Annotated in this window: 27 protein-coding genes; 10 read left to right on the top strand and 17 right to left on the bottom strand. The window is 55.9% G+C overall.

Going from position 1 to position 24,506, the window contains the following annotated elements; genetic code table 11:
- Nucleotides 1-115: 115 nt before the first annotated feature.
- Both ACAW75_RS11665 and ACAW75_RS11660 read right to left on the bottom strand, forming a co-directional pair.
- Nucleotides 116-1,489, bottom strand: coding sequence for a sensor histidine kinase (locus ACAW75_RS11665; RefSeq protein ID WP_370728892.1), 1,374 nt, complete (start codon nt 1,487-1,489; stop codon nt 116-118).
- On the bottom strand, nt 1,489-2,169 hold the full coding sequence (locus tag ACAW75_RS11660) for a response regulator (RefSeq protein WP_370728966.1): 681 nt from the start codon (nt 2,167-2,169) through the stop codon (nt 1,489-1,491). Before ACAW75_RS11660 ends, ACAW75_RS11665 begins: the two co-directional genes overlap by 1 nt.
- Before the next feature lie 127 nt (nt 2,170-2,296).
- Here ACAW75_RS11660 and recQ point away from each other — a divergent pair, with 127 nt between their 5' ends.
- Nucleotides 2,297-4,504: a DNA helicase RecQ gene (gene recQ / locus ACAW75_RS11655; protein WP_370728891.1), complete on the top strand. Its 2,208-nt coding sequence runs from the start codon at nt 2,297-2,299 to the stop codon at nt 4,502-4,504.
- Nucleotides 4,505-4,810: 306 nt separating this feature from the next.
- On the opposite strand, the gene ACAW75_RS11650 is transcribed toward recQ, so the two are convergent.
- The gene (locus ACAW75_RS11650; protein WP_370728890.1) at nt 4,811-5,224 is read right to left on the bottom strand and encodes a DUF1801 domain-containing protein; all 414 of its coding nucleotides are present in this window, start codon (nt 5,222-5,224) and stop codon (nt 4,811-4,813) included.
- 24 nt (nt 5,225-5,248) lie between these two features.
- Nucleotides 5,249-5,629: a gamma-glutamylcyclotransferase family protein gene (locus ACAW75_RS11645; RefSeq protein ID WP_370728889.1), complete on the bottom strand. Its 381-nt coding sequence runs from the start codon at nt 5,627-5,629 to the stop codon at nt 5,249-5,251.
- Nucleotides 5,630-5,713: 84 nt separating this feature from the next.
- On the opposite strand from ACAW75_RS11645, the gene ACAW75_RS11640 reads away from it, so the two are divergent.
- Nucleotides 5,714-5,950, top strand: coding sequence for a hypothetical protein (locus ACAW75_RS11640; protein WP_370728888.1), 237 nt, complete (start codon nt 5,714-5,716; stop codon nt 5,948-5,950).
- 95 nt (nt 5,951-6,045) lie between these two features.
- On the opposite strand, the gene ACAW75_RS11635 is transcribed toward ACAW75_RS11640, so the two are convergent.
- A complete protein-coding gene (locus ACAW75_RS11635; RefSeq protein WP_370728887.1) occupies nt 6,046-7,689 on the bottom strand; it encodes a S8 family serine peptidase in 1,644 nt (547 codons plus the stop codon).
- A gap of 116 nt (nt 7,690-7,805) precedes the next feature.
- Between ACAW75_RS11635 and sucC the strand changes: the two genes are divergently transcribed.
- Entirely contained in the window at nt 7,806-9,023 is a 1,218-nt protein-coding gene (gene sucC, locus ACAW75_RS11630; protein WP_370728886.1) for an ADP-forming succinate--CoA ligase subunit beta, read from the top strand.
- Nucleotides 9,024-9,368: 345 nt separating this feature from the next.
- On the opposite strand, the gene ACAW75_RS11625 is transcribed toward sucC, so the two are convergent.
- The 12 genes from ACAW75_RS11625 to ACAW75_RS11570 form a co-directional block, all read right to left on the bottom strand.
- Nucleotides 9,369-9,719, bottom strand: a complete 351-nt coding sequence (locus ACAW75_RS11625) for a carboxymuconolactone decarboxylase family protein (RefSeq protein WP_370728885.1) — start codon at nt 9,717-9,719, stop codon at nt 9,369-9,371.
- Nucleotides 9,720-9,803: 84 nt separating this feature from the next.
- On the bottom strand, nt 9,804-10,340 hold the full coding sequence (locus tag ACAW75_RS11620; protein ID WP_370728884.1) for a GNAT family N-acetyltransferase: 537 nt from the start codon (nt 10,338-10,340) through the stop codon (nt 9,804-9,806).
- A gap of 54 nt (nt 10,341-10,394) precedes the next feature.
- The gene (locus tag ACAW75_RS11615; protein ID WP_370728883.1) at nt 10,395-11,072 is read right to left on the bottom strand and encodes a hypothetical protein; all 678 of its coding nucleotides are present in this window, start codon (nt 11,070-11,072) and stop codon (nt 10,395-10,397) included.
- Entirely contained in the window at nt 11,069-11,545 is a 477-nt protein-coding gene (locus tag ACAW75_RS11610; protein ID WP_370728882.1) for a DM13 domain-containing protein, read from the bottom strand. Before ACAW75_RS11610 ends, ACAW75_RS11615 begins: the two co-directional genes overlap by 4 nt.
- A 14-nt stretch (nt 11,546-11,559) precedes the next feature.
- Nucleotides 11,560-12,432, bottom strand: coding sequence for a hypothetical protein (locus ACAW75_RS11605; protein WP_370728881.1), 873 nt, complete (start codon nt 12,430-12,432; stop codon nt 11,560-11,562).
- Nucleotides 12,433-12,446: 14 nt separating this feature from the next.
- Nucleotides 12,447-13,370 carry a hypothetical protein gene (locus ACAW75_RS11600; RefSeq protein ID WP_370728880.1) on the bottom strand — a complete coding sequence of 308 codons (924 nt, stop codon included), beginning with the start codon at nt 13,368-13,370 and terminating at the stop codon, nt 12,447-12,449.
- Nucleotides 13,371-13,388: 18 nt separating this feature from the next.
- A complete protein-coding gene (locus ACAW75_RS11595; protein WP_370728879.1) occupies nt 13,389-13,838 on the bottom strand; it encodes a YHS domain-containing (seleno)protein in 450 nt (149 codons plus the stop codon).
- Entirely contained in the window at nt 13,835-14,755 is a 921-nt protein-coding gene (locus tag ACAW75_RS11590; protein WP_370728877.1) for an alpha/beta fold hydrolase, read from the bottom strand. The genes ACAW75_RS11595 and ACAW75_RS11590 overlap by 4 nt, the downstream gene beginning before the upstream one ends.
- Nucleotides 14,756-14,759: 4 nt before the next feature.
- Nucleotides 14,760-15,428 carry a LysE family translocator gene (locus ACAW75_RS11585; protein WP_370728876.1) on the bottom strand — a complete coding sequence of 223 codons (669 nt, stop codon included), beginning with the start codon at nt 15,426-15,428 and terminating at the stop codon, nt 14,760-14,762.
- A 20-nt stretch (nt 15,429-15,448) separates the two neighbouring features.
- Nucleotides 15,449-16,000, bottom strand: coding sequence for a DinB family protein (locus ACAW75_RS11580; protein ID WP_370728875.1), 552 nt, complete (start codon nt 15,998-16,000; stop codon nt 15,449-15,451).
- Nucleotides 16,001-16,028: 28 nt separating this feature from the next.
- Nucleotides 16,029-16,451 (bottom strand): DoxX family protein, encoded by a 423-nt coding sequence (locus ACAW75_RS11575; RefSeq protein ID WP_370728874.1) that lies wholly within the window; start codon nt 16,449-16,451, stop codon nt 16,029-16,031.
- Nucleotides 16,452-16,504: 53 nt separating this feature from the next.
- Nucleotides 16,505-16,978, bottom strand: coding sequence for a YHS domain-containing (seleno)protein (locus tag ACAW75_RS11570; RefSeq protein WP_370728873.1), 474 nt, complete (start codon nt 16,976-16,978; stop codon nt 16,505-16,507).
- Between the two features lie 383 nt (nt 16,979-17,361).
- On the opposite strand from ACAW75_RS11570, the gene ACAW75_RS11565 reads away from it, so the two are divergent.
- The 7 genes from ACAW75_RS11565 to ACAW75_RS11535 all read left to right on the top strand — a co-directional run bounded on the left by ACAW75_RS11565 (nt 17,362) and on the right by ACAW75_RS11535 (nt 24,500).
- On the top strand, nt 17,362-19,242 hold the full coding sequence (locus ACAW75_RS11565; RefSeq protein WP_370728872.1) for an ATP-binding protein: 1,881 nt from the start codon (nt 17,362-17,364) through the stop codon (nt 19,240-19,242).
- Nucleotides 19,239-20,738 carry a sigma-54-dependent transcriptional regulator gene (locus tag ACAW75_RS11560; RefSeq protein WP_370728871.1) on the top strand — a complete coding sequence of 500 codons (1,500 nt, stop codon included), beginning with the start codon at nt 19,239-19,241 and terminating at the stop codon, nt 20,736-20,738. Before ACAW75_RS11565 ends, ACAW75_RS11560 begins: the two co-directional genes overlap by 4 nt.
- A 133-nt stretch (nt 20,739-20,871) precedes the next feature.
- Nucleotides 20,872-21,417 carry a carboxymuconolactone decarboxylase family protein gene (locus tag ACAW75_RS11555; RefSeq protein ID WP_370728870.1) on the top strand — a complete coding sequence of 182 codons (546 nt, stop codon included), beginning with the start codon at nt 20,872-20,874 and terminating at the stop codon, nt 21,415-21,417.
- 77 nt (nt 21,418-21,494) lie between these two features.
- Nucleotides 21,495-22,397 carry a helix-turn-helix domain-containing protein gene (locus tag ACAW75_RS11550; protein ID WP_370728869.1) on the top strand — a complete coding sequence of 301 codons (903 nt, stop codon included), beginning with the start codon at nt 21,495-21,497 and terminating at the stop codon, nt 22,395-22,397.
- Between the two features lie 10 nt (nt 22,398-22,407).
- Nucleotides 22,408-23,289, top strand: coding sequence for a helix-turn-helix domain-containing protein (locus tag ACAW75_RS11545; RefSeq protein ID WP_370728868.1), 882 nt, complete (start codon nt 22,408-22,410; stop codon nt 23,287-23,289).
- Nucleotides 23,290-23,358: 69 nt separating this feature from the next.
- A complete protein-coding gene (locus ACAW75_RS11540; RefSeq protein WP_370728867.1) occupies nt 23,359-23,661 on the top strand; it encodes a YceI family protein in 303 nt (100 codons plus the stop codon).
- Between the two features lie 8 nt (nt 23,662-23,669).
- Nucleotides 23,670-24,500 (top strand): oxidoreductase, encoded by an 831-nt coding sequence (locus tag ACAW75_RS11535; protein WP_370728866.1) that lies wholly within the window; start codon nt 23,670-23,672, stop codon nt 24,498-24,500.
- The last annotated feature ends 6 nt before the right edge of the window (nt 24,501-24,506 follow it).

Here is a 24,506-nt window from a genome sequence, read left to right as displayed (position 1 = left end):
CAAAAGAACGACCGCTAACTTAACCTCGACTTAAGCTGACTTTAAAACCACCTTAAAATGATCTTGGATCGAGGGTTATGGCCTCAGTTACAGTCGGAAACCCCCGGATCTGAAATCATGCCCGGAATAGGGTGAGCGTAAAAATGGTGCCTTTGTGGTCAGACTGTACAGTGATGGTACCCTTGTGTAACTGCGTAACCTGGGCCACAACAGCCAGGCCAACCCCATGCCCCCGACTCGACCGGGCCGTTGCGTTACCCCTGAAGAACGGTTGAAAAATATGAGCCAGATCAGCCTTGGCAATGGGTGGCCCCTCATTGGAAACGGCGATCTGGATAGTGCGTGCAACGGCTCGAAAAGCAACGTTGGCCGTGTGATCGGGTGAGAACTTGCAGGCGTTATCCATGAGATTCATCAACAGCACTTGCAGGGCGGCCCGGTTGCCGGACGTAATCAGCGCCTCTTCATCGTCGGGAAAATCAGGGAACGTAAGTTGAATGGTATAGTCGTTGTGCCAGGCCTGAAGCTGCGTTTTGGCCTCCCACAGCAGTTCATCCATCCGAACGGGCACGAAGGGCATGGTATCGGTCCGAATCGACGAATTGGCCAGATCGAGCAGGGCGTTGGTCAGTTGCACCAGGCTGCGGGTGTCTTCCTGCAACGATTGCAGCGTACGCTCGTAGGCTTCCGGTTCCCGTTGCTGGATCAGTGCCACGTCGATCTGGGAATTGATTTTTGTCAGCGGGTTTTTTAATTCATGCGACACGTTGGCGATAAACATTTTCTGCGTGTTCAGCGCCTGTTCAATCCGGTCGAGCAGTTGATTGAAGGTGGTGACCAGTAAACCAATCTCGTCAGATCGATTAGGGTGCAGCACACGCCTCTCAACATTCGACGGAAAGATGGCATTGACCTGCCTGATGATACCCGACATGGGGGCCAGCGCCCGGTCGGCAAAAAACCAGCCCGAGATACCCAGTAGTAGAATGGCCGCCAGGATCATAATCGACAGGATCTTCTTCAGGTCGATCAGTGCTTCCTGCCCCACTTCATCAATACCGCTGGCGATGACCCAGTTGCTGCTATTGCCGCCGGTTAACCGAATGGCTACAAGCTGATGATCACCCTGGTTCAGGTACAGTGTCTGCAGGGTCGAGTCGAGCCGGGGAATGAACTGCTCATGAAATTTCGTGTTCGCCGGATTGGTAGCGAACAAAATCTCGTGGGTACGTTCGTTATAGACCGAAATGCTTTCGTTGAGCAGCAGCCTTCGTTCGGCCGTTTCAATGAGCCGCAACACCGTGGTGTCGGTCTGCTGTAGGTCGAAGAGGAGGGTAGTGGTGGTGATAGCGCGATCTTGCAGGCGTTTGTAGAAGCGTTTTTCGAGGTAGAGTTTGCTGAAGAAGTAAACGCCCAGCGAGAAGACCAGTAGGATCAGCGTAACCAGAATGGCAAACTGGTAGGTCAGCCGGGTACGTATGTTCATCATTACACTGTCACTTTTACGACATACCCCATGCCAATCTGTGTGTGCAGTAGTTTCGGCTCAAAATCACGGTCGATTTTTTTGCGCAGGAAGTTGATGTATACCTCGATCACGTTGGTGCCGGTGTCGAAGGTAACATCCCAGAACCGCTCGGCCAGTTCCACTTTGGAAATAACCCGTCCCTGATGGCGCAGGAAATATTCGAGCAGTTGAAACTCTTTGGCCGTCAGCGTTATTTCTTTGCCCGCCCGCACCACGCTCTTGGTGTCGGGGTTCAGTTCCAGGTCCGCGATCCTGAGCAGGTTGGCGGTGGGCGGCATGCCCTGCGTGCGCCTTGTTAAGGCCCTGACCCGCGCCATCAGCTCGCGAAATTCAAATGGTTTTACCAGGTAATCATCGGCACCGGCGTCGAGGCCAACAATCTTGTCGTCGGTAGTACCCAGGGCCGTCAGCATCAGGATGGGAGTGGTAACGTTGGCATCCCGTAGCTTTCGACATAGGTCGAGCCCGTTCATACCGGGCAGGATAATATCCGAGATGATAAGGGCATACTCGGACTGGGTAGCTAGCCGAAAGCCCATTGTGCCATCGTAGGCAACATCGACCTCCCACTGGTGCTCTTCGAGTCCTTGTCTAATGCTTTGTACGGTTTTGACCTCATCTTCGATAATCAGAATTTTCATCATAGGGCGTGTTGTGGGAACACATGACCGGGGAAAGATAGCTATAACCAGTTAAGCGGCCGTTCTGGCAGACCAAATGGGGTAAATTTCGTATCTTTACTATACAAACAGTTTGCTTATCCACCGTATGCTAACAGACCAATCGACTCTCTCAACCGTACACGAACCCACTGGTCAGGAACCCGTCGTTTACCTAAAACGGTATTATGGGTATGACCGCTTCCGGCCCATGCAGGAGGCTATTATCCGGTCGATCGTGAGCGGTCGGGATACGGTAGTGCTAATGCCGACGGGCGGAGGCAAGTCAGTCTGTTTCCAGATTCCGGCGCTCATGATGCCTGGTCTGTGTATCGTGGTGTCGCCCTTGATCGCCCTGATGAAAGACCAGGTAGAAGCCCTGCACCTGAACGGTATTGCCGCGGCTTATATCAATAGTTCGCAGGGCGTAAAAGAGATTCGGGAAGTTGAAGCCAATTGCCTGAGCGGAAAGATCAAACTGCTATACGTATCGCCTGAGAAGCTCCTGTCAGAATCCTTTTATGTGTTTCTGAACCGGATAAAGCTGTCGATGTTTGCCATCGACGAAGCGCACTGTATTTCATCCTGGGGGCACGATTTCCGGCCTGAATATACCCAGTTGAATACCTTGAGGAAGTGGTTTCCGAACGTACCCATCATTGCCCTCACTGCCACCGCCGACCGCCTCACCCGGCAGGATATTGCCGAGCGGCTCGACATGCACGACCCGGCGGTGTTCATCGCCTCGTTCAACCGCACCAACCTGAGTCTCCAGGTAATGCCCGGCACCAACCGTATCGGGCAGATCACCAAACTGCTGAGCCTGAAACCCAACACGTCGGGTATCATTTACTGCCTGAGCCGCAAAGCCTGCGAACAACTGGCAACCAAATTGATGGAGAAAGGCTACTCAGCGGCCTTCTACCACGCCGGGATGGACTCGAATGAACGCGCCCGTATTCAGGAGGCATTCCTGCGCGATGATGTGCGGATCATGTGCGCGACCATTGCCTTCGGTATGGGTATCGACAAGAGCAACGTGCGCTGGGTGATGCACTACAACATGCCCAAAAACATTGAGGGCTATTACCAGGAAATTGGCCGCGCCGGGCGTGATGGCCTGCCTTCGCAGACGGTGCTTTTCTACAGTTTTGCGGATGTGGCCACCTACACGCAGATGCTCACCGAGAACAAGCCGGCTAACCTGGAACTGCAACTGGCCAAGCTGGAACGGATGAAGCAATATGCCGAAGCCAACACCTGCCGCCGCCAGATCCTGCTGTCCTATTTCTCGGAACAACTGCCCGAACCCTGTGGTAATTGTGATGTGTGCCGGAGCCCGCGCATCACGTTCGATGCCACCACGATTGCGCAGAAAGCCCTGTCGGCCATTATCCGCCTGGGCGAACGGGTACCCATGAACACATTGATTGATGTGCTGCGCGGCTCGCGAAACTACGCCATCATCTCCCAGGGGTTCGACAAGATCAAGACGTATGGCGCCGGGGCGGATCTGAAATTCGAGGAATGGCGGAGTTACCTGCACCAGCTCATCAACATCGGCGTGATTGAGGTAGCCTACGAAAACCACTATGCGCTGCGCAAAGGGCTACTGGCCGACGATGTGCTGTTCAACGGTAAAACGATTAGCCTGGTCCGCCCCGACGACGTACCCAAACCGGTGGTGGAGAAAGCGCCCCGTACCCGGAACGAAGGGGCCGCCAGCCGCGACGAACTGTTCGAGCGGTTGCGTGTACTTCGCAAGCGTATCGCCGATGCGCAGAATGTGCCGCCCTACGTGGTCTTTACCGACTCGACGCTGGAAGATATGGCTCGCCTGCGTCCCGGCACGCCCGATGCCTTCCGGAATGTATCAGGTGTTGGCGAGCGCAAGCTGGAAATGTTCGGTACTGCTTTCCTGACCGAAATTGCTGACTTTCTTGGCACAAAGGTGGGCGAAAGCGTTTCTCAGGTACGTAGTGAAGTGCCCACCAGACCCCGCGAAACGGCCAGGCCCAAAGGATCTACGCAGCAGATGACCCTGGAGCTTTATCAGCAGGGAATGACGATTCAGCAGATAGCGCAGGCCCGGGAGCTTGGGCCATCGAGCATTGCCAATCACCTGATTCAGCTGAATCAGGGCGGTTACGACGTTGACCTTGCCAGCCTGATCACGCCCGACGAACGCCGCGAGATCGAGGCCGCCATTGCGGTTGTGGGCATCGAAGAAAACCGAACTAAACCCGTTTTCGAGCACCTTGAAGGCCGCTACGATTACGGCAAGATAAACATCACTATCGCGTTGATGGGACGGTAGGGGAGGGCATTCGTTGAGTCTACTCACTCAGTAACGCTTCGATTCTACTCTTCAAAAGTGCATCGGCAAGAAAACAGTCAATTTCCACAATGGCGGTCAGAATATCATATAGCCATATCTGCAAAATCAACAATCAAATCAACATCGCTATCTGGGCTGAATTTGTCGGTCAAAAGGTACACAGGTGCTTGACTTTGTGCAATTTACACCGTCGTGTAATAACCGATGTGTAGTTCTTAGCAGATTCATCCGTCAATTGAACAAGGATCAGGTAGTGAAACTATTCTTACACACGAATGGCCGGATTCAGTGTTGAGTTTGGTTGTACTTGAACGAAGTCGCCATCATGTCTGTCAACACGGACCTGTCAACGTCGGCTAGCTTTTTAATGTAGATACAGCTTTTGCCGGTTTTGTGTTTGCCCAGGCGTTGCAGGAAATCAGCTTTGGCCTCCGCGTCCTGGGCTAGGTAAAGCACAATGGCATTTGAACGGGGCGAAAAGCCAACAAGCGGCATATCGCCTTCGCGACCACTGTCATATCGGTAGTGGTGAGTGCCAAAGCCAACGATCGCCGACCCCCACATTTTAGCGGGCAGGCCAGTTAGGGTTTCAAGTAAATCAACCAGTTGGAAACAGTCGGCTCGTTTGGTGTCGTCGGCTACCGAGTTGATAAAATCAGTAACGCTGGCTGTTGTTTCGACCGTCTTGTTTGCCGCCATGTCAGTACACGTTATACTAAGTGATTAGTGCTTGCTCAAATAATTGCCCGACTCGATCAGCGTTTGCTGACCATCCGACTTCAGGAAAACGTACATCTGACAAGGCAGCTGTTTTTTATCCAACTGCACAGTTACATCCCGGCGGGCATACTCATCATCGGGATGGTTTTCGATGCCTTCGTATTCATCCAGCTGCTTCAGAATTGATTCATTGGTGAGGGCAAATACGTCGCCCCAAACGCGGTAAGGGCTGTCTGGTTCATAGGTAGCGCCGGGGTACCAGCCCAGATCAAACAATCGGCCAGGTACGTAACCATGGCCCACGAACCGGGCGTTTTTCCGAAGTAGCTGAGCCATCGGGTTATCGTACGTATTTCGCAGCGTGCCGTATACAAATAAATTCATGCCTAAACGTTATAATTGGGCGTAGGCGAGTGAAGATAAGTAATAGAATTGAAACCTATAGAGCCTGGTTCGTCTTATCCGTTTATGAATGCTGAAGAAACGCAAACCCGTCATAGTCAACGGTTGCCAACATTACTATCGGCCTTGCACATGCTTTATGTAGGCAGGGCATTAGCTGGTTTTGTTGCGGATGAACAATCCCCGCGCCCGCCAGTCGATCTGGCCGTTGTTGACGCGACTATTGAAGCCTTTACCGACGAGATTTGCGCTACCGAACTGCTCCACGAAGCGGCCCTGCTGGTAGGTGACGTGGCGGCGTGATTTTATACTATCAGGGTTTAAGCGTGAAGGGCTCCGCCGATCACCTGTGTGGTAAATCAGCGGAGCCCTTCACGCTTGAACCCTGATGCTACAACTTACTTTACTGCCATCGCCAGCTTAACCGCTTCGTACGCGTTTACGATACCGCCTGATTTGCTCAGTGAACTGAATGGCACCATTGACCCACCCGCACGGCCAGGTTTACGTACCATTACGTCGGGCTTGTAGGCACTTTTCATCAGAATATCTTTCACCTGAACGGCCGTCAGATTGGGGAAATACGAGCGCAGCAACGCGGCCACACCCGCTACGCAGGGAGACGCCATACTCGTTCCCGTCAAGCTCTGATACCCATTATGGGGTGTCGTGGCGTCGATGTCGGTGCCGGGGGCAAACAGGTCAACGCGTGTGCCGTAGTTCGACGACGAAGCGGGCAGGGCCGAATTTAACCGACGGGTTGAATTGCCCACTGTCATGTAGTTTTTGGCAATCGTGCCATCTTCGTATTCGGGCCGTGGGTACGTTGGCAGTGAGTCTACATTCTCACCGTTGTTGCCTGCTGCATGTACCAGCAATACGTCTTTCGATTCGGCGTATTTAATGGCCGCATCTACGGCGTCTTTATACGGCGAAAACCGTTTGCCAAAGCTCATGTTGATCACCTTGGCCCCGTTGTCGACCGCATACCGGATACCATTGGCTACGTCTTTGTCGCGTTCGTCGCCACCGCTGGGCACCACGCCGACCATCATCAGCCGAACGTTATCAGCGATGCCATCCACGCCAATGCCGTTGCCCCGTTTGGCACCGATGATACCAGCCACGTGACTGCCGTGCATCGCCAACTCTTCCGACTTGCCGATGATCAGTTTCGGGCTGCCATAATACCGCTCGTTCGGATTGTTTGGATCGTCGCCAACGGCTTTGCGGGCGTTATCGGGTGGGGTGTCGCCTCCGATGTCTGATAAGACAAGTGGCTTCAGCCGGTCATACACCTGTTTCACGCGGGTAATCAGGTTGTCGAAGCTTTCTGCCTGTGGGGCGAAGATTTCGGTCAGCAGATTTTTAGCCCCCAGTGCGGCGGTGTCGTTCCCCGTTTCAACACGGGTAATGCTTTCGCGCTCAAACGGTTTACCGGCCAGCAACGTAGCCATGGCATCCATACCACGCTTGTAAGTAGCCTCGTCCCGTACCAGCGTCCGCAGTGAAGTAGTGCGGGCATTCGACTTGGCATACTGGCCTTTTGCTTTCTGATAAATGTCGTACTGTTTCTTCTCGGTAGCCGATAGCTTGGCGGGGTCAACCTGCTCGAATTTTGACTTCCAGTCGTTGGTGATCTGCCCTACTTCGTCCAGATCGGCTTCATAGGTGGTACCATCTTTAGCCCCCATGAAATTCCAGCCGTTTACATCATCGACGTACCCGTTCTTATCGTCGTCAGCATTGTTGCCGGGCGTTTCTTTCGGGTTTTTCCAGATTATATCGCGCAGGTCTTCATGGGCAATATCAATCCCCGAATCGACCACGCCCACTACCACCGGAACCGATTTGCGGCCCTTGAGCAACTGGTAGGCTTTATCGAGACTAATGCCTGGAATAGAGTCAGTAGCGGGGTCTTTGTATGACCATTGGTTGAACTTTGCGGGTGGATTAAGCGATTGCGCCGCGCCGCAGAGAGGCAGGCCAAGGCTGGCCATCAGGGCCAGAGCTAAAGGCCCGGAGAGTGATGTGTTTTTCATTACCCTAATTAACGTTTAAATACTCGTTTATGTGCGGCTGCCAACACCTTTAAGCATCACTAAATCTAATTTACTCCTAACTTGCGCGTAATTAATCATCGCGTGTTGCTGTCCGTATGAACATCCACGAATACCAGGGTAAAGAAATATTGAAACGCTACGGCGTTCGGATTCAGGAAGGCATCGTTGCCGAGTCGCCCGAAAAAGCGGTTGAGGCCGCCAAACAGATCATGGCACAGACAAACTCGAAGTTTGTCGTCGTGAAATCGCAGATCCATGCCGGTGGGCGCGGAAAAGGCCAGATAAAAGGCGGCACACAGCGCGGCGTAGCCCTTGCCAAATCGGTTGATGACGTGCGCGAAATCGCTAAAAACCTGATCGGCAATGTATTGGTGACCATCCAGACCGGAGCTGAAGGCAAAAAAGTGAATAAAGTGCTGGTAGCACAAGACGTATACTATCCGGGCGAGAGTGAACCCAAGGAAATGTATATCGGCATTTTGCTCGACCGTACCAAAGGCTGCAACGTCATTATGGCCAGCACCGAGGGTGGTATGGACATTGAAGAAGTGGCGGAACATTCGCCCGAAAAAATCGTAAAAGAGTGGATCGATCCAGCCGTGGGCCTGCAGCCCTTCCAGGCACGTAAAGTGGCGTTTGGACTGGGCATGAATGGCGAGGCATTTAAAGAGATGGTCAAATTCGTGACCAACCTCTACAAAGCCTACGTGGACACCGACGCGTCGATGTTCGAAATTAACCCGGTACTGAAAACGTCGGACAATAAAATTATGGCGGTCGATGCGAAAGTAAACATCGACGACAACGCCCTGTACCGCCACCCCGACCTGGCCAATTACCGCGACGTAACGGAAGAAGATCCGCTCGAAGTGGAAGCCTCGGCCAACGACCTGAACTACGTAAAACTCGACGGCAACGTGGGTTGCATGGTAAACGGTGCTGGGCTGGCCATGGCTACGATGGACATCATCAAACTGTCGGGTGGTGAGCCGGCCAACTTCCTGGACGTTGGGGGTGGAGCCAACGCCAAAACGGTGGAAGCCGGTTTCCGGATCATCCTGAAAGACCCGAACGTAAAGGCCATCCTGATCAACATCTTCGGCGGTATCGTTCGTTGTGACCGGGTGGCCACAGGTGTGGTAGAGGCTTACAAAGCTATCGGTGATATTCCGGTACCGATCATCGTTCGTTTGCAAGGCACCAACGCCGCCGAAGGAGCCCGTATCATCGACGAGTCGGGGCTGAAAGTGCAGTCGGCCGTTGCCCTCTCCGAAGCCGCCGAGAAAGTGCGGCAGGTGGTGGCCGCCCTGTAACGTACCTAAAGTTCACAAAAAAGGCTCTCCTGCGAACAGGAGGGCCTTTTTTGTATAGGCGAAATTGAGCTATCCTGCTGCTGCCAGAGGCGGGTTTATCACTCATCGCCAAGTCATAATACTAATTCAAATCGGACAAGACGTATTTTTGTGCCTGGATTATGCGGCCCTCATCATTGAACCAGAAGAGCAACTTAAAGCTCGACAACGCATCGCGGGTTTTCGAGGCCGCCTGCGCTTCATCCGCTTGCTCAAAACCAACCAGGTCAAGACCCAACAAGCAGCATAGCCATGGCGGATGGGCGTTTCCACAACGGAAAACGCCCATCCGCCGGTTCAGGTTTGTCAAAACAGGGTCCGCTGGGCTTTGATAATCGGTCGGCATGAGGCACGGATACCGAACAACTGTTCGTCGGAGAAACCGTTCATTTTGCCCAGCACCGTATGGGCAGCTAAGCAGTAGGCGCAGCCATTAACTTGGGAAACGGTTATGTAAATGGCTTCGCGCAGCCGGGCGTTGAAGGCCCCTTTGGCCTGTTCCTGCTGAAAGGTCAGGTAGTTGCTCAGCGCATTATCCGAGTGGACGAATATGGCGTACAGATTGGGCACCATACCCAGCTTTTGGGTCAGTACGTCGAATAGTTGTTGGTTGGAAGCGGAGATCTGTTCCCGAATTAGCACAGTGAAGGTTGCCATGAGCTGATTGGTTTATGAGATCGATATTGACCATACAAACGTAGTGTGCCGACCAGCCGCGAAACGAAGCGTTATTGCCGGCCTTTATGACACTTTTCCCCGAACTGTGTTTTTCGGAGTAAGTGCCTTCCAGAAAACGACCTTATCTTCCCCGGCCTGGTAGAAATCGCGAATCCGGGCTTCCTCGACGTAGCCGCATCGCCGGTAAAATGCTCGCTGATACTCATACTTGGGTAACCCGGACGTTTCGACCAGCAACAGCCGTTCACCGCGTTCCCGCAGCGCCTGCTCAACGTAGCGTATCAGAGCCGCGCCGCGCCCCTGGCCCTGACGGTCGGGATGAATAGCGATTAAGTACAGGTTCCAAGTCCCTTCAGTCAGCCGCTCTGGTGCGTAATAAGCTACACCTGCCAGACCAGTATCGGTCAGCCAGCAGTCGCTACTGGCTGGGTTCGTCAAATAATCAGTCATCATATCGTCGAGCATAGCTGACGGAAACAAATCAACGGTATCAATCAGGGCTTTCAGGGCAGGTACGTCGTCTGGCGTAACAGATCGAATGATGCCGGACTTCGGGTCGCCTGTTGCCCCGGTAGTAGACGAGTTGGAATCGCTTTGCATGGTAATTTTGAACTTATTAAACGATGGTGGACTGAATTTCAGGTTGTAGCGACATCAAAATAGCGGAAACCGCAGCCCCAGCTTTGCCGTCAGGTAACTGTTTGACCCAACCGCTACCGGCGAGCTGGCGGGTACTACATACGCATTCGCTTCCCCAAAGGCAGCTACGGGTTTGGAGAATTGCCAGTTGATGCCAAACCCGCCCGAAACAAATCCATTTAGTTTTGATGCCGATTCAAGGGACAGCAACTGCGTCTGTGCATCGTACACCAACTGAGGCACCGTAATGCTATTCAGACCGACCCCGCCCGTCAGGTAGGGTTTTAGCGGGCGATCTTTACCGTACCAGATAATATAGGCCCCAAACGCATTGGCCTGATAAACGCCTTTTAACTCGCTCACGATCCGCTGTAAGGCCGGGTCAACATTGGCAACGAGTCTGGCCGTCTGCACCGGCAGCAAATTAGCATCCCAGGCACCCGCCACCGATACCCGTGAATTAATCCGGTATTCAAGGGTAAACGACGTGCCACGTCCGTTTCCCGCCACCTTGCGCAGGGCCGAAACTGGGAAAGCTAAGCTAACGCCCGTCGTCGTGAAAAAGCGGCCAGCAGACGTCTCACCAGTTGGCCTTTCAACAGGAAACGTACCCACAGCCTGGGCCTGGGCCCTACAGGCTACTACAAGGCTAACCGTCAGCAACAGCACCCATCTCAGTCCGCTCACGTTCATTGCAAAGCTGCGTTACCGAACAGCACCGAAAATGCTTTGCACCAGATCAGCACATAGCGCTGTTTAGACGGGTCGGCGGTGGGGGGGAGTTCAATGGTAAAGTTGCCGGTCTGTTCCAGCCGGGTAACTTCCAGAAAATTGCGCAGGCTGGTGGTTTCGGCGATGTAAATCCGCAAATCCGGCCCGGCATCGGTGTTGAAATCCGTGAACACCAACGTTCGTTTGCCCGCTTTTTCGTAGAGTTGTACCGCCCCGCTCACGACATGGACGTTGTTCATGAACCGCCCCTGCGCCAGCAGGGTCCGCCCGGTGCTGTCGGTGGTGGCAACGGTAGTCAGGCTGCTGACGGTGCCAGTCGCCGGGCTGGTCGTGCTGCTTATCAGCACGGTCGTAGTCGGCAGAATGGGGTCTTCGTGCGACCCGCAGCCTGCCAGCAGCGCAAGTAGCAGCAAGGAAATGAAGTTGATTTTCATCGGTCCGTTATCGGTTACCATTTTAGAAAAATACCGGCGTTATAAGCGCGCGAGAACGGTACGTTTTGCCCGGCCAATGCCCCGATGACGCTGGCAGTCAGGCCGAGTTTGTCCGGCACAAAGTCGTAAGTGGCTTTAAGACCAGCTCCCAGGAATTGCTGATTGTTCAGGTACGTACCCGAAAACTGGTAGGCTTCGGTATTGACAAACGGGCCGCTTCTGGCCGACAATCGGAAGTCCAGCGTACCGGCCAGCCACACGCGGGAATGCAGTTTATACCCGAACTCGCCGTTCAGCTTTAAAAAGTTGCTGTAATTCTGGGTCATAAAGCCGTAACCTGCTTCGGCAAAGTAATACGTGCGGCTTCCGCCGGCGCCTACTGACAGATAAGGCAGCACCGTCCAGCCCTCGAAGCCCGACCGCAGCCCCAGCCGGTCATTGTTTACGAACGTGTTGGCCAGTGCATCGACACCCACACTTAGTTTGACCTGCCCATCAAGCAAAGCCCGTTTGAGGCCTAAGCCCACATTCCCCAAACCATATAGCGAGCCGGTCGGTGTGGAGTTTGGGGAGGGATTGCCCGGCCAGCGGGTGCGCAGCCGTTTGTAAGGCAGCACTCCCCGAATCGCCCAGCCGTTGGCAACGCCGTATTCGGCATAGAGTTGCCAGGTTACGTCGCTGGCATCTCGGTAAACGGGCTGCTCAGCACCGGTGGGGCCATACACGGCGTTGTAATACAGCCCCGAATAGCCGACCTGGACAAAGCCCTTCCGAAAACCCGGCACCCAGGGGCCACCGGCCAGGGCGAACGGTGCCGCAGCCAGCCATGCAAGAGAAAGTAGTAGTACCTGACGCATCATCGGGAATTTTTTGAGTTGGCGAATCATGAAGGAGTTTTCCATTAGAACGAATAGCTGATTTCGGGGGCAAACACTACGCTGCGCGTCAGGCCATCGGGGCGTACTGCCCGCACAGCCAGCGGCACACCAGCGGTGAACCCGGCGCGCATGGTAGGGCTCAGCATCCACCAGCCTGCCAGCGTTGCGTTCAGCGTCAGGCCCTTTGAGCCGGCAATCGGTACGTTGCGCCCGTTGGGGTCCGTGTAGGTGTCCTCCGCAACGTGATAAATGCCCAGCAGACCAGCGTTCAGGGTCAACCGGGAGCCGACCGGCAGGGTGTAGGCAATCCGCGCCAGCCCATCGGCCCGCCTGACAAACTGGTTCGAGGGAGGGTAAGGCCGGGCTTCCGTCCGGCGGTCGGTAGCGGCCAGAAAGGTGTTGGCGTTGGCGCCCGTCAGTGGCTGCTGCCACCCCACCGAAACCTGCCAGCGGGTGCTACTCACCGATAGCCCACCGATTACATCGAGCGTTCCCAGACTGCTTTGGTACTGCATCGGCAGTGGCTGGTTCTGGCTTGTCAGGTTGCCCCGGTTGAGCGGTAGCTTGGCGCCAATCGTCAGCGCGGTTTTCCAGCGGCCCTGGGTTGGCCATGAATACGTACCCGACAGGAACACATCCCCCGGCCCCGTGGCCCTGCCTAAGTTTCCCTGTGCGTAGTTGCCGGTCAGTTTCGCCTGAACCGCCCAGGCCGACGACAGTTTTCGGTCGTACTGAATCCCCGGCGTAAAGACAAACACGGATTCGTCGCCAATACCCACCGGCAGCAGCAGCGTCAGCGTCTGGTCGTAGGCATCATCCGCCGAACCGTGCTGTTTTAGTGTACCGATTGTGCAAAAACCAGCATCGCTGCATCCCTGCGCACGGGCCGGAAGCTGAACCAGACTAAGCTGGATCAGGAGAAGGGAAAAGGTCAGTCGGGGTTGCATAAACGGGAGAGTGGGGGATCAGTGAGCAGCTTTGTCTTTTAGCGCGGGCCAGTTTTTATCGGCTTTCTGGATGTAGCCGGTCCGGTCTTTGTCCCAGAGCGACTTTACCTTCGTGTTGTAGTTCAAATACAGCTTACCGTCCTGAACGGTCCAGGCATCGGGTTGCGTGGGCGCTTTGTGGCCATCGGCGGTGCCGTAGGCGCAGTAGCCGCCATACTGCGGGGCATACTGTGCCGGGTTGGCCTTGAAGGCATCGCGGTTCCGGTCACTGGCAAACCGCCAGTTGGCCCCCTGCCAGGCATACGAATAGGCCGAATCGCCCAAAACGGGTTTGCCTTCGGTGAAATAAGCCACCGCGTCGTAGCCCCGAATAGCGTTGCCGTCTTTGACGAATATGGGCGACGTTTGCGCCAGGGCGGTGGTAGCGGAAACCAGCAGAACGAGCAGTGGACGAATAATCGGTTTCATTGGCGATAATTGGTTATTGATTGTGTTTGTTGACGCATTTGTTGAAGAATGGCATCGTGAATTAAGTCGGGCCGTTTCCAGGGAATGAAATGATTCAGGCCCGAAATCATCTGGACGGTAACAGGGGCATTGATGAGCATTTTTTGGGTGAACAGGGCATTGGCGGGCGGCACCAGCGGATCATCGTCGCCCTGAATCACGATCACCGGCACCCGGATCGTTGTCCACAGGGGCACCATCTGCTGGAGTTCGCCTTTCAGCGGAAGTATCTCCTGGTTGCTGACCCGCAGCTCGACGGGCAACCAGTACCGAATCGGGAACGCATCGCCGACCACCCGGTACCACTCTTTTTGTTCCAGATCGGGCGAGACCGATGGAGCCACCAGCACTAATCCGCCTACGGCGTCGGGGTAATCCATCGCCAGCCGAACCGCCAGCGGACCGCCCAGCGAATGCCCCACCACAATCGGCTTTTGCCCCGCCCGGCTTTGCCGCAGTAACGGGGCGATGGCGGCAGCCTGCGCCCGGAGCGAGCGCTCCGTTTTGCCGAGGTCCGACTTGCCGAAGCCGGGCCGGTCAACTGATACAAGCCGGGCGTGGCGGTAGAGCGATGGATCCGTAAAGAACTGGATGAACGCATCCCACGAACCCGGCGAGCCATGAATGAACAGGACCATTGGCAGCGTGTCGGCTCCCATACTGGCATAGTGCATCGTGCGTTCACCAGCCCGATACTGGCCAAATGTGGGTTTGACGGGCTGATTGGCGAAATACTGCGCCACGTTCTCATCCGACATCCGAATGGAAACGCACTTGGGCAACATCGTGGCCAATACCAGACAAAACAGGCCCAGCCGCCGCCAACGCAGCAGAGACGTACCTACAGCGCGTACCGGAGAGAGCTTAGCATTTTCCATTGGCCTACAGCAGTATATGAATCAGTTGCCACAGGCCCATGCCTACAAAGACGGCTCCGGTCAGGCGGTTCAGCCACGCGCTGCCCAGCAGCGGCAGCACCCGATGCCGCAGCCGGTCGGCGAGCCAGACGACCCCGGCCAGCCACGCGAAAGCCCCCACCGCCGTACTCACCGCAAACACCCACTGACTGCCCTGCGTGTTGGTCAAGCCCAGCAGTTGCCCCCCAATCGGGCGGCCCCCCGCCGGGGCCCGGCTCAGATACAGCCACACCGCCGACCAGAAAGGCAGCAGTTGGGGGTTGGTACCGCCCAGCACAATCCCTTTCCAGAACAGGGAGAATGCTGGGACAGAGTGTGCCTCAACCACAGGGGCAACAGCCGCCCGCAGCGCAACCGGCTGTTGCCGGAACGCAACCAGCCCGGCAACCAGCAGCACCGCAACTGGTGCATAGGTCAGCACCACCGACCACCCCGGCCCCATCGGCAGCAGCATGGCCCCGCCAGCCGCCAGCGCGCTGTAGCCGATTTCGGGCAGACTGCCCCCAGCGGCCAGCCACAGCCCGGCGCGTCGGCTCTGGGCGAGCGTTGTTTGCAACACGGCGATGTTTACCGTACCGGGGTGCAGCGACCCGACAAAGCTGATGGCAGCGACGAGCAGGAAGAGTGTGAGCATGGGTGGTAAGGAATGGTGCGTTAGTGACTGACCGCCTGATGCTGAACTGTCGAGTACGCCACGCCGAAATGGTCGGGCAACTCGACAGCCGGGAATTCGTGCCGCACCGCCACCTGAATCAAGGCCATGTGATGAACCGCGTGCTCGACGTTGTAGAGTAGTTCGCGGGCCACCGTCGAGGGAATCTGAACCGGTTCGCTACCGGCCACAGACAGATCAGCTTCTAAGCATAAAGGCTGGTTCAGGTCAATTCGGCTAATGGCGCGGTCGATGCGGCTGATGCGCCGGAGCGTTTCGTCGGTGTCGGTTTCTAATTGCAAGTCGCGCTGTCGCCGGTCGTAGTTGAGTGGAGCCGGTACGCCGTGGTCCGGCATACCGGAGCGGGCCTCCCGCTGAGCGGTGGCAACAGAGCGAATTAGTAGTTCATAAAATTCAACGATGTGCCGAATGTGTTTGCCAATGGTGTTGCCCGACAAAACGGGCAATGGACGGGCGTAATCGGCATCGGACAACTGACCAATCAGGTCGGCGAGTTGCATCAGGCTATCAGTACTGGCGGATTTGAGCGACATAACGAATGAAGGGATTGGGTTGGTGGGGTTAGCCTTTCAGCCCGGCCCGTTTTAGTAAAGGCAACGCCGTCACGACGGGCAACCACTGTTGCCACGTAAGCAGCAGAATGGCGATACAGCTTGCGGCCACGACCACCGCCAGGAAGAACAGGTAGCCCCCGTCGCCGAGGATGTCGATACCCAATACCGTCAGGTGCGAGAGGATGGCCCCGGCCATGACGCCCAGACCCAGACCGGCCCCGATCCAACTGGTGCGCGGGTACAGAATCAGTCCGGCAGCGATCAGCTCAACCACGCCCGACCCGATGCGCCCCCAGGGTTCAACGCCCAGCTTTGAGAAGATATAGACGGATTCGGCCTGTGCCCCAAACTTGAAATAGAGCGTTTGCAGCAGAATGATGGCGGCTACCAGACGAGCGGCCCACAGCAGATAAACAGGAAGCTTTTCCATAAGTCAGGGGTGGTTTAGCGGAGTGCCCGCAACGGCGGACCGGCCCAACCGGTTTAGAGTGCCGACGAAATTGTTTTAGCCCAGTTGGCATCCGCTTTTTTGTGCAGGTTCACTTCGTCTTTGTTCCACTTGGTCAGGGTGTTGTTGATGAAGCTGTGGTAAAACAAGAACAGCTTGCCGCCCGCGATTTTAAAGGTTTCGGGGTCCACCTCGACTTTCTCGCCCGTGGCCCCCATCGCGTAGGCACACCAGCCACCGTATTGCGGTTCAAATTTGTCGGGACTATCCTGGAAGGCTTTCAGGTTGGCCGCCGAGGCAAAGCGGTACGTTACGCCTTTGTGGGTGTAGGCGCTGGCGGCTGACCCTTTCAGGGCTTTATTCTGCGTGAAGTAGGCCACTGGGTCGTAGCCCTGAATGGCCAGCCCGTTTTCTACGTTGAACTGTTGTTTACGGGCCGCTGGCGTTGATTGGGCCGATGCCATGAAGCCCAGCGTGAGGGCAAGGAGCAGCACTGTGAGTGTTTTCATTGGGTTGTGAGGCCGCCGGAGCAACCGGTTTAGCTTGATTGGCCTGTCCGCTTGGGTGTGGCCGGTTGGTTACCCATTGCCAAAACCCGTTCCAACTGTGCCAGACGTGAGCAAAAGCACGGCAATCAGCCTGTAAACAGCGATTAACAGCCGTTGACCCGTTGCTTTAGCCGCGCCATGCCAACGGATTTTTTACGATATGTCGTAACACTTCGGAAATGGCGTAGCTTTAATACGTTGTGATGGTGGCTAATCATCTCCGGCCGATGGCCAAAAGACAGCATATCCGAGCGGGAAGGGAGTTTAGTTGCCCTAAACACCCTTCAGGACTGAAAATTGCAGCTTTATAGCCAGAAACACTGCGTTTGCGCAGGCCCTGACGAATGGAACCGACTTTGCCTATCTCCGAGAAAATTCTGCGCCTGTCGCACTCAACTGTCGAGCAGGCGCTCGAGCCAATTCTGCTCTTCGACCGCCACGGCCACGTTAGCCGGGCCAATCCGATGGCTGCCCGGCAATTGGGTTACGAACGGGCCGAGCTGCTGGGTATATCATTCCAGACGCTGCACCCGGCCTTCGACCCACCCGCCTACCAGCGGCTTTGGCAGCAATTGCGGCAGGACCAGACCCTCACGCTCGACATCCGGCAGGTTCGGCGCGATGGCACGCACCGGCTGACCGAAATGGGCCTCAACTTCGTCCGGCTCGACGCGCAGGATTATCTGTGTACGTTTGTGCGCGACGTTACCGAGCGGGGGCAGTTGGACGAAACCCTCCGGCGCATCTCCGAAAACACGGCCGCTGACATCGGCACCGACTTTTTTCAGTCGCTGGTGCAGCAACTGACCCGAACCCTCGACGTGCAGTACGCGATGGTGACCGAGTGTACGAACGTGGAGAAAACCCGCGTCCGAACGCTGGCCTTCGGGCAGCGCGACGTCCTGCTGGAGAACGTGGAGTATGACCTGGCCGGTACGCCCTGCGACATCGTGATGCGGGGCCGCACGTTGTACAACCCCTCCGATTTTCCACTGAACTTCACGCCCTACGGCGATCTGGAATCGTATCTGGGCGTGCCGATACAGGACAAAACGGGCGACGTAATCGGGCATCTGGCCGTGATGGATTCGCGCCCCATGACCAATCATCACCGTTACGTGGGCATTCTGCGGGTGCTGGCCGCCCGGTCGGGGGCCGAGATTGGCCGACAGGTGGCGGAGGAAAAACTGCGGCAAATTCAGCAGCATCTGGAAGAAACCGTGGAAACGCGCACCGTCGAGCTGGCCCGCGCCAAAGAAGAAGCCGAGCGGGCCAACCGCGCCAAAAGTGAGTTTCTGGCCACGATGAGCCACGAACTACGTACCCCGCTCAACGGTATTCTGGGCTATACCCAATTATTCCGGCAGGACGAGCGGCTGACCAACGGACTAAGAAAAGGTGTGGACGTGATTCATACCTGCGCGGAAGACCTGCTCACGCTCATCAATGACGTGCTGGACCTGGCTAAGATTGAAGCCCGGCGCATGGACGTACTGACCGAACCGCTGCACTTGCCCACCCTGCTACAAAACCTGACCGGCCTGATGCGGGTGCGGGCCGAACAAAAAGGACTTCATTTTGCCCTCCACCCAGCGCCCGATCTGCCCGACTGGGTGCTGGGCGACGAGCGCAAGCTCCGGCAGGTGCTGCTGAACCTGTTGGGCAACGCCGTTAAATTTACCGAAACGGGCAGCGTCGCCCTACATGTTGACCGGTTGGCTGGTGCTGACACCCTGCGGTTTGTGGTGTCCGATACCGGTACGGGCATTTCGGGCGAACAGATTGACGCTATTTTTCAGCCCTTCGGCCAGATTCGCCAGCCGGGGCAGTATATCGAAGGTACCGGCCTGGGACTGTCCATTACCGATCAGTTGGTTGGTCTTATGAACGGCCAGCTTACGGTTTGTAGCGAACCGGGCGCAGGCAGCTGGTTTCGACTCCTGGTTGGGCTGCCCCCGGCCCCCGTCATTGGATCCGTTACAGCGACAGCGGCTCAGCCGACCCCCGCCGACGTACCCGCCGAGCTTCCGCCCCCCAACCAGATGCGAAACCTGCTTCGGCTGGCCGAAATGGGCGATGTGGGCGGCATCTTGACCGGCCTGGAAACCCTGGATGCAGACAACCCGGCCTTTGCCCACTTCACGGACGAACTGCGGCAGGCGGCTGAAAATTTCGACATGGCCCGGTTAAAAAAATACCTCAAGAAACAAATCAGTACGCGATGAACCCTTCATTTGAAGCCGGTGGCGATCTGGACGGGCGCGGGCGCACGATCCTACTCGTAGACGATATGCCCAACAACATCAGCGTGCTGTTCGAGACGCTGACCCGCTTCGACTACAAAGTGCTGGTGGCCCGCGACGGCAAAAGCGCCATTGAACAGGCCCGGCTGGCCCAGCCCGATCTGATCCTGCTGGACGTGATGATGCCCGGCATGGACGGGTTTGAGACCTGCCGTCGGCTCAAACACGACCCCGCCCTGCGTACCATCCCGGTCCTGTTCATGACCGCGCTCTCGGAAACGATTGACAAGGTCAACGGCTTCAACATGGGGGCCGTGGACTACATCACCAAGCCGTTCCAGTTGCAGGAGGTCGTCTCTCGCATCAATACCCACCTCGAACTACGCCGGTTACAGCGCGAACTGGAAGCCGCCAACGCCTCGCTCGAACGGCGCGTGGCCGAACGTACTGACTCGCTGGCGAAGGCGTTGGCCGAAGTTGAGCAGTTGAAAAACCAGCTGCAGGCCGAAAACACGTACCTGCGCGACGAAATCCGGCAGACGACTAATTTCGGAGAGATCATCAGCCAGAGCAAAGCTTTCGGGCGGGTGCTGCGGCAGGTCGAGCAGGTAGCCCCCACCAGCACCACCGTGCTGATTCTGGGCGAGTCGGGGACGGGGAAGGAACTGCTGGCGCGGGCCGTGCACAACCGCAGCGGGCGCAAAAACAAGGCGCTGGTCAAGATCAACTGCGCGGCCCTGCCCGCCACGCTCATCGAAAGTGAGCTGTTCGGCCACGAGAAGGGCGCGTTTACGGGAGCCATGACCCAGAAAATCGGGCGGTTTGAACTGGCCGACGGCGGCACGATCTTCTTAGACGAGATCGGCGAGCTGCCGCTGGAACTGCAACCCAAGCTACTACGGGTGTTGCAGGAAGGCGAACTGGAGCGGGTGGGCGGCAGCAAAACCCTGAAGATCGCCGTGCGGGTGATTGCCGCCACCAACCGCGATCTGGAGAAGGAAGTGGCCGAGGGTCGTTTCCGCGAAGACCTGTATTACCGGCTGGCCGTGTTCCCGATTCTGAGCCTACCCCTGCGCGAACGCAAAGACGACATTCCGCTGCTGGTGCGGCACTTCTGCCAAAAACACGGCCCCGGCATCGGCAAGAGCATCGACCTAGTTCCTGCTGAAGTCATTGACGCGCTCACCGACTATAACTGGCCGGGCAACATCCGCGAATTGGAAAACGTGGTGCAACGGGCGCTGATCCTCTCGCCCGGCCGCAAACTCGACCTCGGCGACTGGACCCGGCGCAAACCCGCTTCGCCCAAACCCGTCGGTTTCGTCACGATGGAAGAAGCCGAACGTACCTACATTCTGAGCGTGCTGGAACATACCCGTTGGAAAGTCAGCGGCAGAAACGGAGCCGCCGAACTCTTAGACATGATTCCTACCACGCTCGATTCGCGGATGAAAAAGCTGGGCATTCAGCGACCGTAATGGTTTATGGTTTTGTAGTTCGGGCGAAATTGACAACTAGGCGGGTGGAATCGGTATTCTCCGCCCGGATGCGGCCCGTGAACTTTGTCCCAACAAATAAGTGCAAAACAATTCACGTAAACGGACCAAAGTCATGTCACAATTCACAGTTCCGACCCGCGATCAGGTATCGCCCGCCACGCAAACGGCTTTTGATGGCCTCCAAAAAATGGCGGGCTTCGTGCCCAACCTTTTCGCTACGTTCGGCCACTCCGAACATGCGTTGCCTCGGTACCTGGCTTTCCAGGGGGCTAAAACGTCGCTGTCGAACAAAGAAAAAGAAGCGGTTAATTTGATCGTCAGCGAGGTCAATGGCTGCCGGTATTGCCAGAGTGCCCACACGGCTATCGGGAAGATGAACGGCTTCTCGGACGAGGAAATCCTCGACATCCGCGCCGGCCAGAGCGCCAATCCCAAACTGAACACGCTGGTCGTGCTGGCCAAAGACATTACTGAAAACAAAGGCCGCGCAGCAGCCCAAAACGTCGCTGCTTTTTACGAAGCCGGTTATACCAAAGGCAACTTGGTCGATCTGATTTTACAGGTGAGCGACAAAATCGCGGCTAATTACCTCCACAACCTGACCGGCGTAGAAATCGACTGGCCCTTAGTCGCCGAACTCGAAGCAACGGCTGCCTGATGGCTGCGTACAGGATTCATTGATTATTCCTTATGGGTACGTACCATAAGGAATAATCAATTTTTACCATCCAAACGATGCTGGCAATTTACCACGAACCCACTACCGACGGAACCATTCGGCTCATTGAACACGAAGTCGGTTTCTACCGTCAATTTTTCGATGAAACCATCCACCCGAATGAGGTACGGACGGGTCGGCAGCAGCGGTTGCTAACCGTCGCCTGGAACACTGGGGCCGACCAGACCGTGACGATTGACGGGCTGACGTACCTGTTTCCGGCCCAGTCGGTGCTGCCCTTAGTCGTCAATCAGACGTTTCGTTTTGAGCGGGCCGATACTGTCGTCGCCTGGCAGTTCGACCGCGAGTTTTATTGCATCATCGACCACGACAAAGAAGTGTCCTGCTCCGGGTTGCTCTTCTATGGTCGTCCCGAACCCCAGTTTCTGCGCCTGTCAACCGACGATCAGGTAAAACTAACGGCCCTGCTGGTGGTGTTCAGCGACGAATTTGCTACCCGCGATACCATTCAGGGCGAGATGCTCAGGATGCTGCTCAAACGCCTGATTATCACCCTGACCCGGCTCACCAAAGCGCAGTATCGGGCAGAAACAATGACCGACTCAGGGCTGGAATTGACCCGGCAGTTTCGGATGCTGGTCGAGCAGAACTACCGCCAACAACACCAGGTGGGCTTTTATGCGGATCAGCTCAACAAATCCCCCAAAACCCTGACCAACGTATTCGCCTTACACGAGCGGGAAAGTCCGCTGCAAGTCATCCACGAACGCATTGGTCTGGAAGCCAGGCGTCTGCTGTCGTTCACCGACAAATCGGCCAAAGAAATCAGTTACGAGCTGGGTTTCGACGAAGTGTCGAATTTTAGCCGGTTTTTCAAAAAAATAGTGGGCGTGCCGCCGTCCGAATTCAAGGAGCAGCTACACCAGGGACCTAAAGCGCCGACGTCAGTTGGGACCTAAATCGATCAGTATGCACCGTCACTTTCCCGCCTATTCCATTGGTCATTTCATCAACCAGCCCGCGAATCCAACTCAATTTGAGATTACCCGCTTTGAGACAATGGCCGAACCCGACGTTGACGACCTGCACCGCCACACGTTCTACGAAATCATCTGGGTTGACGCCGGGCGTAGTCGGCAAACAATTGATTATCAGCCTTACGAATTGGCCCCCACATCTTTATTTTTTATTTCGCCGGGGCAACTGCATGAGTTTGAAGAATGGGAACCCCTGCACGGGGGCAGTATTTTGTTTACCGAAGCGTTTTTTCTGCTCAACCAGTCGAATAAAGACAAACTCTTTGAACTTAGTTTTCTGGACAATTTTTACGCCAACCCACTTTTACAACCCACGCCTGCCGACTTTCAGGACATCCGCCAGACAATTGACCTGCTCATCCGCGAACGAGAGCGGCCCGACCATACGGCAGCCATTACCCAACCGCTGCTTCAGGTACTACTGGCGCAAATTCAGCGGTGCGTTACCCGGCAGCAGAATCGTCTGCTCAACCGGCGCTACATAATTCAGTTCAAAAAGCTTAAACACCTGCTCGACGAACACTACACCGAGAACCAACCCGTTCGGTATTACGCATCGACCCTGAACGTCACTCCGCACCACCTGAATTTGATTTGCCAGGAGGTAGCCGGGAAAACCGCCAGCGATGTTATTCGGGAGCGGGGTCTGCTGGAAGCCAAACGGCTGCTGACCTTTACAGACCAGACAATAACGGAGATAGCGGCTGAACTCAACTTCATGGACCCCTCGTATTTCGCCCGTGTCTTCCGGGCAGCCACGGGCCAATCACCAGCGGCTTTCCGACAGGTTATGTCCGAATCGTACCGGGTATAGTCGGTTGCCTGCTGACAGGCAACCTGTTCCGCCGGGTACTTTTGTGTCGTCACGTTTCAACCCAATACGATGATGACACAGCAAACAACCAGATGGGTTTTTGAACCCGCACATTGCAAAATTGGCTTCGCCGTTACGCACTTCGGCATTACCGAAGCCGAAGGCCACTTTACAAAATTCGACGGCACCATCGTGGCGGAGGCCAACGATTTTTCGGACGCTCAGGTCACCCTCCACGTCGATGTGAGCAGCATTGACACGCTCGATAAACAGCGCGATGGTCACCTGCTCTCGGCTGACTTTTTCAACGCTGAAAAGCATCCGGCAACCGTGAGAATCAGTTGTCAGATTGAGTTATTAAAACAGGCATAAGGCAGAACATGAACAAAATCTGGTTTATCACAGGCATCTCCAGCGGGCTGGGCAAAGCCCTCGCCGAAGCCGTTATGCAGCACGGCGACCACGTAATCGGCACGTTTCGTACTGAGCAGCAGGTAGCAGCCTTTAACAGACAAGAGGTGCCAAATGGCCTGGCGGTTCAATTGGACATTACCCAGCCCGACCAGATTCAACAGGCCGTACAGCTGGTACAGGAGCGTTACGGTCGGATTGACGTACTGGTCAATAATGCAGGCTACGGGTTTGCCGGGGCCGTTGAGGAAGCGTCGGCGACCGAAGTGAGAGCTGTCTTCGAGAGTAATTTCTTCGGCACACTGGCACTGACCCAGGCCTTTTTACCGCTTTTCAGGCAGCAGAAAAGCGGTTATATCGTTCAGATTTCTTCGCAGGCCGGGGTGAAAGCTACCCCCGGCTTTGGCATCTACAACGCCAGTAAATTTGCTCTTGAAGGTGTCAGCGAAGCCTTAGCCGCCGAGATAGCCCCGTTAGGCATTCGCCTGACGCTTGTGGAGCCGGGGCCGTTCCGCACTAACTTTGCGGGGCCGTCTTTCGGTCAGGCGCAACTGCACATAGCCGATTACAATGCCACTGCCGGGGTTTTTCGTCAGCGAATGCAGCAGGTAAACGGGAGTCAGGAAGGCGACCCGGTCAAAGCGGCTGAGGCTATCTGGCAACTCGCGCAACAGGATAATCCTCCACTACGGATGCCGCTGGGCAAGATTGCGCTGGCGTCTATCACCGCCAAAATAGACAGCCTGCGGCAGGATGTTGAAGCGGGCCGGACAGTGGCAGAAGGGGTTGTTTTTGGTTGATGACCG

It is taken from the genome of Fibrella arboris, from assembly GCF_041321095.1.
Classification (GTDB): Bacteria; Bacteroidota; Bacteroidia; order Cytophagales; family Spirosomataceae; genus Fibrella; species Fibrella arboris.
Note: the sequence above shows the minus strand (reverse complement) of the source record. Positions and strands in the feature narration are given on the sequence as shown.